Source organism: Paenibacillus sp. OK003, assembly GCF_900109515.1.
GTDB lineage: Bacteria > Bacillota > Bacilli > Paenibacillales > Paenibacillaceae > Paenibacillus > Paenibacillus marchantiae.
The window spans coordinates 68,067-81,185 of the sequence record NZ_FOBD01000006.1 but is presented as its reverse complement, the minus strand read 5'-3'; the positions used below and the strand labels follow the sequence as shown (position 1 = coordinate 81,185).

The following is a 13,119-nucleotide window of genomic DNA, read 5'->3' as shown; positions in this document are numbered from 1 at the left end:
TTCGATCGCCTCCCGAATCTGTTCTGCTCTTCATCACCCTTTCATCGTATTCAGATCTGGGCGAAATGACACTGTGAATGACAAGAGTTTCAAGATAACTGCCTAGGGAGTGATATGAGTATAGAAGTTGTACCTGCGAAATTTTAATGAAACATGAATGATGTCAGGAAATATTTACTTGCAAAAAAAGAAGCACCCCTTTGCAGCTTCCCATGTGGAAGACTGCTATCACGGACGTCTGACCAGGATTATTCCTGATCAGACGTCCGCCGGGGTGCTTAACATAAGTTTGTCGGCTTAACTGTAGTATAACAACAGGATGAACCTGTATCTGTGAGCAATCTCACTCATCTGACTCACCGAGAATATAAATGAGATTCAAACCAAAAACACTCAATCAATCAGAGATTTCCCCCTCAGAAACAATCTTGTATGACTGGTTTCTGAGGGGAACTCAATTTGCACTCATTCAATCGTATGTGTTCTGTGTTCAAGTCCCTATAAAGTTTCCAATACTACGCGAGATCCAGCTCCGGCCTCGCCTGCTGGAATCACCACAAGTTTGCGTGGCAAGCGTGCTCGCAGCTCCGGAACGTGACTGATAATACCGACGGCAAGACGGTCATCATGCAGTTTTTCTAATGATGTAATGACGGTATCCAACAGTTCAGGATCCAATGTGCCAAACCCTTCATCCAGGAAGAAGAATTGCAGCGGGTACTGGCCGCGCAGCTGAATCTGGGCAGACAGAGCCAGTGCCAGTGACAATGAGGTCAGGAACGTCTCTCCACCAGACAAGGTGGACACCGGACGTTTAACTCCACCATTGGCATCGTCACAGATGACAAAGCCCCCGCCTGAATCCACCTCAAGTGAATAACGTTGTTTGGTCAGGAAGCGCAGACGCTGTGAAGCAGCCTGACTAACCTGCATCAGCTGTTCTTCTGCAATGTACTCGACAAATGCATTACCTCTAAAAGCTGCTTGCAGTTTGCTAAGCATCTCACCTTGTCGGCTCACTTCCACCCGTTTGTTCTCCAACTCGGTCCAGCGAACGTGTCGCTGCTGCACATCTTCCAGATCCCGTTCTGCACGCGCCTTGGCTCGAAGAGCCGCTTCATCCTCTGCACGAGACAGTTTCAGTCGTTCTGTGCATGCCAGCCATTGTTCCTCGGATACAACGGCTCCGCCCAGTTTTTGTTCGAGCTCACGCAATTGAGAAACAAGTTCACGATCACGATCACGATGCTGCTGAATTTCCGCCGCCAGCCGCTCTGCTTCTTGGGAAGGAAGGGCTGCTTCCACAACGTCATTCTCGGAGTCAAATGGCGATTGATCCAGCAATTGCTTCCAGCGTTCCTGTGCCTGCTGCAAATGTTCTGCTGCCGAGGCTGCTGCTTGATGAGCCATGACATCCTTCTTGGCTGATTCCTGTTTTAACGCATCTGCTTCCTTGAAACGCTGTGCTGAATCGGCAGCATTTTTCCGAAGCTCATCCAATCGATTCTGGGCCGCAGCAATCAAATCCTCGACTCGCTGCTCGCCAACCCATTGACGCAGACGTTCTTCCTTCTCCACAAGCTGTTTGCTGTTGCCTTGCCATTCCGTTTGCCATTGAATCAGCTGTTTGTCCAATTCAACCAGCTTCTGCTGGAGGGACTGTACCAACTGTTCCTTTTCTTCAAGGAACGTCACGCTCTTGTTCAGCCGTTCCTTGATGTCTTCTGCGCGCGCGTCGCGCTCCTGCATCGCCTGATGAAGGGCCATGGCCTGCTCTTGAACGATGCCGGGCAGTTCCGCGGCCCAGCGGCCGTGCAATGCGGCTGCGGCGGCCTCACTCTCGGCCAACCGGCGCTCCGCCTGGGCGAGTCCGGCTTGGCCGGCCTCCTGCGCAGCAGCCGCTTCCATGCGGCGCTGCTGCGCGCCCACAGCCGCCTGCTGCAACGCGGCGGCTTCCGCTTGCAGCGGCGCTGCGGCAGCGGCCAGCGCCCGCGCGGCTTCGCGCAGTGCGGCGGCACGCTCCGCCCAGTCCGCCGGGGAGCGCCCGTGTACGGGCGAACCGGCGGGCTCCGGCTCCGCAGCCGCAGGCGCGGCCTCGGCTGTGGCCGGGGCTTCGCCGGCCGCAGCGCCAAGCTGCGTCAGCAGGCTGCGACGTTCGTGCAGCTGCTGGCGCAGCCCAAAGCGCAGCTCCTGCAGCTCCGCGTGCAGGCTGCGCAGTAGTTCCAGGTCCGCATCGCCTGCGGGCGGACCTTCTCCCGGCGGCGCAGCCGGGAGCGGGTGGTGTGCGGAGCCGCACACCGGGCATGGCTCACCATCGCGGAGCTCGGCACGCAAGGCGGAGGAGAGCCTATGCAGCTCCTGCTCACGCATGGTTCCGCGCAGCTGCTCCTCCGCCCTGGCCAGCAGGCTCTGTTCGCGGCCAATGTCCTGCTCACAGGCAAGCAAGGCCTCAAGGCCCGCTGCCGCCTGTTCGATCAGATGCTGACGCTGTTCACTCAGACGGGTCTCTTCCTGGGCAGCCAGCTTCAGCCGGTCTGCCCCCTGTTCAGCCGACTGCTTATTGGCTTCCATCTCAGCCTTGTTCTGGCGCAATTGCTCCGCCGCAGTATCCAAACGATGCTTCAATTCCAGTGCAGCCTGCAGCTGCCTGCGTTCTTCGGACTTCACTTCATTCGGCTTCAGGCTTTCCTGTAATTCTTCCCGACGTTTGCGGCCGCGCTGCTGTAGTTCTTTTTCCTTCTCCAGCTGCTGTCCGATGACACTCTGTTCAGCCTGTCCTTTGTCCAAAAGCTGCTTAAGACGGGTACGATCCTCTCGTAGCCCATCCCGTTCCCGTTGCAACTCCTTGGCCTGTTCCAGCTGTTCCAATCGAAGCAGCAGCTTGGGTTCTTCCTCAGCCATCTGTACACGGGCCGTTTCGGCCTTCTCGGCTTCCAGTACAGACAGCCGTTCATGTTCCACCGCTTGCTGGTGAGCAATCCCGGCTGCATCCTCACGTAACTTCTGCTGTGCTGCTGCGTCACGCATCGTCTGCAATGAAGGCAGTATCGCGTCTGCCGCCCCGGCCAGTTTCAGCCGTTGTTCCCCAGCTTCGATCTGTGGTGCACGTGCTTTCAGCTTTTCGTGTTCCTCCATACGAGCCTGGCGTTCATGGCTTAACTCACGGACTTTACCGAGTTGCTCGGCTTCCTTCATCGCTTCATCAAGCGTTTTGCGTGACAATTCAGACTGTTTCACAGCAGCTTGAAGAAGAAGCTCCGTTTCTGCCAACGTCTCTTTGCTGGCATTCCCAAGCCCCTGCTGCTCCGCGGCCAATGACTGATGAACCATATCATTGTCCTTCACCCGCCGGCTGAGCTTGATGGCAAGCTGATCTCCATACTTCTCCAGATGGAATAAACGTTGCAGCATCTGGCGTCGTTCACTGCCTTTCAGTGACAGAAACTCAGCGAATTTCCCTTGTGGAAGCACAACGGCCCGCGTAAAATCATCCATTTTCAATCCGATTACATCTTCAACGCAGCGGTTCACGTCTGCCAGTTTATCAGCCAGCACCTGTTCCTCTCCGTTGACGGTCTCAATGAATTTGCTGATGGTGTTGCTCACCGAAACCTCATTATTTCGTTTGAAACGTCGTTCCACCCGAAATCTTCTTGTGCCTTCCGCCGATACAAGTTCAAATGTAAAAGCAACGGACAACGAATCCTCAGCGTGGTTCATGATTCCCTGGGTACCATTAACAGCCCGTTCCACTTTTCCGTACATCGCCAGCGTAATTGCGTCGAGCAAAGAAGATTTCCCGCTGCCTGTAGGACCAAAAATGCCGAACAGTCCCGTCTCCGTCAATACGGTAAAATCAATCTCCTGAGTCTCCCGATAACTTTGCAGACCTGCGACTTTCAATAAAATTGGCTTCAATTTCCCTCGACCTCCTCACGCACACCCGGCTCGTCCTCATCGACGAGTTCCAGGAACAGTTGAACCAGACTGTCTTCAGGTAATGCCCCACCTGTCTGACGCTGATAAAATTTGCGAAAAAGCTCATGTACCGGAAGCTCGGACCGTTGCTCCAAAAGCCCTGCCGCTGCCATCTCGGGATACACCGGCCGGATATGGATGATCCCGTCATGCGACTTACGGAGCTGCTGGATTTCTTTCAGAGACATGGCGTCATCCAGCCATACTTCCATATCAATAAAAGCCTGAGGATCACGTCCTTCATCCAGCCACCGATAAACCTCAGCCAGACCGCCACGCGCCTTCCAACGCACAAGTGGACGTCCGGAGGTCAACAGCACTTCTTCCACGTTTGCGGCTCCCCCTGGTGCCACGTCAACCATGGTGACGGACTTACTCTGCCCCGCTTCGGAGAAACTGTAGGCGAGTGGAGAGCCACTATAACGAATCACACCTTCTCCTTTAACTGCCTGCGCACGATGGAGATGCCCCAGTGCTGTATATTGCGCACCTGTCGACAAAGCAGAAGGATCAACCGTATAGGCGCCCCCTACCTGAATGGGACGTTCCGAATCACTTTCCACTCCGCCCAGAACATAAATATGACTCATTGCCAAATTCACCGTATCCGGACGAAAAGAAGCAGCCAGACGCTGCATTAACATGCCCACCCGGCGACTGTATGCCTGGCGAAGCACATTCTCATCCCCATCCGTTGTCAGCAGTTCATTCAGTCGCGCTTCCGAGGGGTATGGCAATGCAGCAATCTGCGCAGTCTCTCCAGTTCTCTTCGCATGGATCGTGACTGCTTCTGAAGTAGGCATACCTACAAGTGTAATTCCCTGTCTGTTCACAAGCGGGGTCACCGAAGCCACTCGCTCTGGCTGATCATGGTTCCCGGCAATTACCACAAGTGGTCTTCCTTGTTCTGTCAGACGCGCCGCAGCCTCATAAAAAAGCTGTTCCGCCGATGCAGGCGGATTTACAGAATCATACACGTCTCCAGCCATCAATATGGCATCTGCCTGCTGCTCATCCGCGAGTCTAACAAGCTCATCCACAAAATCCTCCTGCTCTCGCAGCCGGCTCCGTCCCTCCAGCGTTTTCCCCAGATGCCAGTCCCCTGTGTGCAAAATACGCATCGTCCGTTCAACCCCTCTCTCATGCAAAATCCGATGATACAAATTCCATCCGGCCGTTTTAAAATTTCACTTTATAGTTTCACAGCATGTCCGCCATCAAAAAAGTACAGCCACTTCCGGTCGACTTTCCGACCCAGAATATCTTCAATAGCCCGGCCATACAGCTCCAGCTGGAAACGATAGTTTTCCGTCAGTTTGTCCAGTCCACCGCGATGCTCCAACACCCGGTCTGTCTTGTAATCTAGCAAAACAAGCTCGCCATCCACCTCATACAGGCAGTCAATAATCCCCTGTACCAGCACCGTCTCATTTTCTAGTGATGCCTGCATCTTACCGTCTTCCTCCAACGTTTGCATACCTGCATCTGGTGACAGACTATGGAGCCATTCCGCAGGAGAATGATGTGCCGGGAGTCCATAAATAAACGGGATCTCCCGTTTCACCCACTCCGCACGCAACAACTCTGTCCCAGGCTCTGTATTGAAGAATCCGGCCAGTTGATCAGATTCAATAACCTCTGCCTGATGGGGGAGCAAAATCTGGAGCTCAACTAACCGCAAAAGTGTCTGCTCAACGATTTGCGAATCAACGGGTGAACCATCTACAGGAAGATGCTGCATCAACGTATGATACACCGTTCCTCGCTCGGCTCCAGTCAATTGTTTCTCCTCCATGAATTTGGGACGACGCAGATGCAATTTATAGGACGAGCCTCCATCCTTCACTTCATACCCCTCAGAATCCACGGACGCCTCAGATTGTTCTTCAACTTCCTCCATCATCTGTAACGACTGGTGGTCCTGCATGGCAAGCAATGTCTTCAGTTCGGTAACCGATGTGCTGGCAGCTACTTGCGTTGCTGCTTGATGAGGATATGTCCATGAAAGCCGTTTATCTACTTCACGAAGCAGTTGTAGACCCTCTTGCTCACCTATTGATAATACATCTCCCTCACCGATGTCTCGTGGTGTTGTATCTTGTGTATCCTCGCTCATCTCTTCTTCAGTTGAGGAAGGAAACAGCGCCACAGGCTGAACGGCTTTTAGGGCAGCAATTCGATCTTTCCGCACTTCTGTCATACCGTCTTCTTCACCAAGTGTCTGATCCACAAATATTTCCCGGGATACTTGATCAGCAGAAATGACGGAAATGCCCCAGCGTGATTCATCATCCACAAGACAGGCAGCATATGAATCAGTGCCTCCCGCAAGTTCACGCAGCAAAGCTGCGTCTGGATGTCTCATCAGGGATGGACCGATCCAGTCCAGATAACTCCGTCCGGCTGCAAGCAGATAGTCAGGCAATACCCGTTCCGGACTGTCCTTAATCTGAGACCAGGCCACTGCCTTTTTAACAACATCTTTTACCGTACCGACCAAAATCATTTTCTCTTTTGGACGGGTCAGAGCCACATAGAGCACCCGCATCTCTTCGGCAAGCAGCTCAAACTGGGCACGACGACGAATCGCCAGATTCGCCAAGGTTGGATAGGCAACCCGATTCTCACGGTCTACAAACCTAGGGCCAAACCCCAGCTCCTTATGCATCAGAAACGGCGAGTTCAGATCCTGCTGATTGAACATCTTGGATATACCCCCGACAAAAACAATAGGGAATTCCAAGCCCTTACTCCGGTGAATCGTCATGATGCGTACCGCATTGTCCTGCTCACCAGAACCACTTGCTACGGTGCCAAGATCTCCCCCGTTCTCACGTAGTCTGGATACATAGGTCAGGAAGCGGAACAATCCACGATTGGCCGTTGCCTCCTCATATTGCCGCGCACGATCATAGAGAGCCTTCAAATTACTTTGACGCTGCATGCCTCCAGGTAGGCCGCCAACCCAGTCCAGGTAACCCGTTTCCCGGTACATGCGCCAAATGAGTTCACTCAAGCTGCCTTGTCTGGCTTCAAGTCGCCAATGTTCCAACTGACGCATAAAGCGAATTAACTTTTGTTGCAGCTCTGTGCTCGTACCGTTGTCCCTATCCGCATCGTCGCTTATACCTCCACCCATACTTGCATCTATACCAGCATCTATACCAGCATCCAGAAGCTCATCTTTATCTGCATGTACAGAGGATTCATGTATACGTTCGATAACGTCTGCTTCGGCGGATACTGCCGACTCCCGGTGACCCTGTTCCATTTCTGACCAGGCTTCCGGCCATTGCAGCTGGATTGCAGATGAATCCGGATTCGAAGCTTTCTCACCATGCTGCCCGAAAACATTCAACGAACTAGTGAATGCTCCTGTAGCTGATACAACAGCATCATAGAAAGACTGTCGCTTGTCCCCAAGGCGAATCTGAGCCAGTTCCTCTTCATCCAGTCCGACAATCGGCGAACGAAGCACAGAAGCAAGCGGTATATCCTGCCTTGGATTATCCACAATCTGCAGCAAGGACAACATCACTTCCACTTCCGTCGCCTGAAAATACCCTTTGCTTTGCTCCCCTCCGGCAGGAATACCCTGCTGTCTGAATTCCTCAATCATGAGTGGAGCCCACATCAGGGCAGAACGCAGCAAAATAACAATGTCTCCGTAACGCGCAGGTCGCATGGATTTGAGGGCTTTATCATAAACGTTGAGGGCTGGTTTATCCGTATCTCCGACCATTTCACGAATACGGCGAGCCATGGCCCGAGCCTCCAGCTGAGCGGTTTCAAGCTCGGCACTCTCCAGCTCAGCAGAAGGTAACGCATCCCCATTCTCATCCGTGCTTTCCGTCAGATCAGGTCCTCCGCCTTGACGATCGATCAATATGAGTTCAGGTGTGTATGCCTCATCTCCAAGCGTCTCTGCCGGGAAAGTAGCCCCATAAGCGAGCTGCGCTCGTTCATCATACGCAATCTCGGCTACCCCTTCATTCATGAGCTGTTTGAACAACATATTGACCGAATGAACCACTTCTGCACGACTGCGGAAGTTACGCGCCAGATCAATACGTCTTCCAGGGCGTAATGAGCTGCTCTCTTCATCTGCATCCATATCCGTATTCGCTGCATATTGACGGTACTTGTTCAGAAACAGACCTGGCTCGGCCAGACGAAAGCGGTAAATGCTCTGTTTTACATCACCAACCATGAAGCGGTTGCCAGGATTTTCTCTGGAGATCAATCTGACGATATCTTCCTGCACCGTATTGGTATCCTGATATTCATCCAGCAGCACTTCATCGAAACGTGCCCGGTATTCCATTGCTGCATCCGAAGGCATGGACAGCTCGGGGGTTGAATCTTCATGGCGCAAAATATGAAGACAGTAATGCTCCAGGTCACTAAAATCGACCTGACCGCGCTCCTGCTTGGCTTGTCGGTATCGCTCTCCAAATGCACTGACCAGCTTGGATAGCTCCTGCATTAGTGGTGCCGCCTGCTCCAGCTCCTGCCAGAACGAAAATGCACTTCTTCCAAACAATGACCCTTTCAGGTCCGTCACGGCTTTTTTCGCAGCCTCACGCAGTTCCTTGACCTGTTCTTGTAACCCCGGGTCTGTCTGGTCCTTTTTGCAAGGCTTCAGCTTGCCAAAAGCTGCTGGCTGAAACACTTCAGGCAATCTTTCCCACGGCATGACCTCAACAGCTGACAGAAGCTCTTCGACCATTGCCAAATCTTCTTTTAATGTATCTGCATAAGGTTTCGGACCTTCCGGCTGCATCGATATGCTGATCCCTTGACGCAGCAGACCAGCCGCACCACTCAGGGCAAGAGCGGCATCACGCAAAATACTCTGAACCCATGCAGAATGTCCAAGTGCCTCGACACTTTCCACTTGAAAAGCAGATGCCATCTCTGCAAGCCAATGATCCGGCCAAGAATGACTGCGTGAGAAATCATACAAACGCTGCACAAGTCGATGCATGGCATCATCGTTCCGTTCCCCAGTGAACCAATCCACCAATTCACGGAATGTACTGCCTTCGTCTTCTTCCCCATACTTTTCCTCAAACAACTGCTCCAACAATTCCTGCCGCATAATTTCGGCTTCATTTTCATTCAGAATTCGGAAAGCCGGGTTTAGCGGTATTTGCTGATAATAACGACGAATGACTTCCATACAGAATGAATGCAGTGTCGTAATGGATGCTCGCCCGAGCAATGACAGTTGTTTGCGCAGATGTTCTTCGGCAGGCTGCTCTTCAAGTGCACGTTCCAGTGCTTCCCTTATCCGCTGCTTCATCTCGGCCGCAGCAGCTTTCGTAAATGTCGCAACCAGCAAACGATCTACGCTGAATCCACGGGAAGGGTCTGCAATCTTGCGAATAATTCGTTCAACCAATACGGCCGTCTTCCCGGAACCCGCTGCAGCAGCAACCAGGATGTCTTCCCCACTCTGTGAGATGGCACTCCATTGGTCATCACTCCAGAAGCTTCCCTCCGGTTTTGGCATATTCGTCATGATGTTTCCCCTCCTTTGCCATGAGACAGCATGTCCCAGATTTGCTGTTTGCCCGGTTTGGACAACAGATTATATTCATTACCTTCGATATTTTCATCAAATTGACAGACTGGCTTGTACGGACAGAAGGTACATGCAACCTCCTGCTGGATACGGTAAGGTTCAATCGCCACGTCCCCGTCCGTAATCCGGGTGCCAATCTCACGTATATTGCTGCGAACTGAAGCAAGCAATGTATCCCATTGCTCCGGCGTAGCTACAGAAGCACTACTATAAAAGCTGCCATCCGCCTTAAGCGCAACTGGAATAATAGCTGAGTAGCCTTTGTCCAGGGTATTGTCCATTTGAGCGATCGCATCCCGATCCGCGAGCAGCAAGCCTTTCATTTTGAACCGTTTCAGCAGTTCTTGTCCTGCCTGCTCAGAAGTCATGCCGTTCGCGGATTGAAGCAATGGATTATGCACATGGAAATAGAGTGTTCCTCCAGGCATCGCCGATTCTCCAAGCCAGTCCTCGGCAGCACTAAGCAGCACCTCCAAGTACGTGAGCATCTGTAATGACAGGCCATAATACACCTCATGCAGCTTGAGATCGGTCTGGCTCGATTTGTAATCAATAACCCGCAGCAGCAGGCCGTTCTCTCCTTCGGCCACATCCACGCGGTCGATCCGCCCCACAATCTCCATCACACAGCCATTTTCCAATTCAAAACGAAGCGGTGGCAGGGGTTTACCTGGCCCAAAATCAAGCTCCAACCCAATCGGTTCAAAGCTTCCTCGTCTGGACTGTTCACCCAGAATAACCGACGCCCGGCTAACGATATCCTTCAGCTTGCGGAAGATATAACCATACCGTTTCGTGCTAAGCAAAATCTCTCCCTGCAACTGTGGTGCAATCTGCTCCACGGTGTGCTCCGCTTCCTTCCGACATTCATCCGGAGACAGACTGCCCCAACTGCGATTCTGCTCTCGCAAACGCATCGCAAGCTGACTCAAGGCAGCATGGAACAATTGTCCTATATCAGGGGCTTGCAAGCGGTACAACTGGCGCTCTTTCAGTCGCAGCCCATGGGATGCAAAATGGGAGAACGCACACGCCACAAAACGCTCCATTCTGGAGACACTGGTCCTTACCTCTGTACCATATAATCTACGGCTGGTAGCCGTACGCAAAGGTAACGCCCGATTGCGATAAAAGACCGATCCAAGCAATTGTTTCAGCTGAGGTCTGCTTGTCTCCCGAGAGACATGCCAGTTATAGATCGCCCACCACATTTCAGGAATATCTTCTCCACGGCGCCATCTGCGCAACTGTCCGATGAGATAAGAGAGGCTCTGACCAGGATGAATAACATAAGACCAGTGCACCGCTTCAGCATTTGTAACCGGCGGCTGGGCAAGTAATGGCTGCTCATGCAGACCGAACATCTTCCGTACATGTCGTACAATTTCTGAAGGTAGCAATGTTTTCCCTTCATCATCTGCAACGGGATAACTCAGCCATAACTGAGTGCTCGCCGCTGTCAGGGCTGTATATATCAGAAAGCGTTCATCCAACATTTGTCTTGTTGCTCCTGGCCCAAGCCCCAAACCTCTCTCCGTCAACAGCAGCCGTTCCTGCTCAGTTAATACACCATCATCCTGAGGCACAGCAGGCAGTTCACCCTCTACTGCACCCAGAATAAATACATACTTGATACCCTGAAGACGTGTACGATCCATCGATCCAACCAACACTTGATCAAGCGCTGGAGGAACAAGTCCCAGCTTCAGTTCGGTTAACCCAGTCTCCATTAGCCCGGCAAATAAATCGATATCCAGCCGTTCGGCCCCCATCATATCAACCATCTGATCTAATAGATCAAGGACGGCACCCCACATTTGACGATGCTCTCTCGAACGTTCCGGATCACCCTGAGCCTTGGCTTCTGCAGACATCTGATCCAGCTTCCAAGGAATCTCGGCATCCTCCAGTAATCTGTAAAGCGCCGCACATTGGTCTTTAGCTGTCTTTGCCTTGCTCATTCGTTTCTCAAAAGCACCCAGTGGATCAACAATCACCGTACGGCATTTTTCCATTAAGGACAGCATTTGTTCCCGGCCCCGGCTGCGGACATCCTGATCGTTGTCTTCCAAGGACAGGCTGGGTACATACTTCCATGGCTTGCCATCTGTCCAGCGGTATCCGTGAATTCCGCAAGCTAATATATAATTTTCGAGCTGGTCCATATCTTCACGTGTAATGGAACCGCCCCGTGGAAGCAGCAGATCCGTTTTCACACAGCGAAATACATCCTCATAACGCCAGCGACGGCGAACGATATCAAGTGCTGAACGAATAAATTCCGATAATGGATGATGTAGTTCATTTCTTCTCCGATCCAGAAAGACAGGCACGCCATAGTCCCTGAACAGGGGCTCAGCAATGTCGGCATATGTATCCAACTGACGAACGAGCACTGCCATATCTCGATAACGCGCACCTTCATCTTGCGCCAGACGACGCATCTCACGAAGTGCTCCTTCCATCTCAGCCCGGCGGTTCTCAGCGGCGTAAAGTCGGACACCCGCATCACGCTCATTACTCTTCCAGCGGACTCTACGATCAAAGCCAGCCTCCAAATGCGCCAGTCCAGGACTGCCTTCATATCTTGGCAAAACTTCCGGTTGAAGCACGGTTGTCTCATTAAGAACACCCAGATCCTCAGCCATGCCTTTAAGACGTGCATATGCACTCGCTGTGGGATGGAACAGCTCCAGTTCTCCTGGAAGTGCACCGTGGTCGTAAGCACGATCCAACGTCAATGCAATTGTGACGGAAGAAGCTTGCAGCATCAATCTTCCAATGACACTCATTTCCTGCGGGGTAAATCCCTGAAATCCATCGATCCAGATCTGTGCATCTTGCAGCAGCGTGCTCTCCGGCAACCGCTCTGTTAGTTCAGTCAATGTGTCCTCATCATCGATATATAGTTCGGTTAATTCCTTTTCATAATCACGGTATATAAGAAGCAAGTCATGCAGCTTGTCTCCCAGAATCGGTGCAGAAGAGGAAGTATTCCATGCGGAAAGTCCTTCTTCCAGTGAAGTGGGGTCAAGTTCATAACGTTTAAACTCACTGTATAGATCATTCAAGTCTCCGATAAATCCCAGCTGACTGCCTGATGCTCCAAACAGCTTCAATTCTTCCTTACGACGCTGGAGCACTTTGTAGAGCAGCATTTTTTTACCTTCAGCTCCAATGGGAATACGTGCAGAACCACCTGCCTCCTGCATGACCCGATAGGCCAATCGGCGAAAACCAAGCACTTCAGCACGCATGGTACCTTTTATAGCACCTGAAGAAACCAGTGACTGTTCGGTTCGAAACGAACTCTGTTCCGGGACCAGCAGAATCAGTGGTTTACCTTGCGGTTCCTTTTGTAGCAGGGATGTGATTTCCCGGGTAATCAGCGCACTCTTGCCGCTGCCTGCCCGGCCAATAACAAAGCGTACGGACATGTTTAATCCTCCAAACCATCACGAACAAGATTTTAATTCCCAGTATAACATATCTGGCTTGCTTCGGAACATACGTTTGCCACTATCCGCCAATTCCATAGTTCATCTGCGCGAGCA

The 13,119-nt window shown here is 52.0% G+C and carries 4 protein-coding genes; all 4 read right to left on the bottom strand.

The features are described from left to right. Positions 1–498: 498 nt before the first annotated feature. Positions 499–3,918, bottom strand: coding sequence for an SbcC/MukB-like Walker B domain-containing protein (locus tag BMW94_RS10560; RefSeq protein ID WP_090998080.1), 3,420 nt, complete (start codon positions 3,916–3,918; stop codon positions 499–501). Beyond that, positions 3,915–5,099, bottom strand: coding sequence for an exonuclease SbcCD subunit D (locus BMW94_RS10555; RefSeq protein WP_090998077.1), 1,185 nt, complete (start codon positions 5,097–5,099; stop codon positions 3,915–3,917). The genes BMW94_RS10560 and BMW94_RS10555 overlap by 4 nt, the downstream gene beginning before the upstream one ends. Before the next feature lie 71 nt (positions 5,100–5,170). Beyond that, positions 5,171–9,502, bottom strand: coding sequence for a helicase-exonuclease AddAB subunit AddA (gene addA / locus BMW94_RS10550; RefSeq protein WP_090998074.1), 4,332 nt, complete (start codon positions 9,500–9,502; stop codon positions 5,171–5,173). Next, positions 9,499–13,002 carry a helicase-exonuclease AddAB subunit AddB gene (addB, locus tag BMW94_RS10545; protein ID WP_090998071.1) on the bottom strand — a complete coding sequence of 1,168 codons (3,504 nt, stop codon included), beginning with the start codon at positions 13,000–13,002 and terminating at the stop codon, positions 9,499–9,501. The genes addA and addB overlap by 4 nt, the downstream gene beginning before the upstream one ends. Positions 13,003–13,119 lie beyond the last annotated feature (117 nt).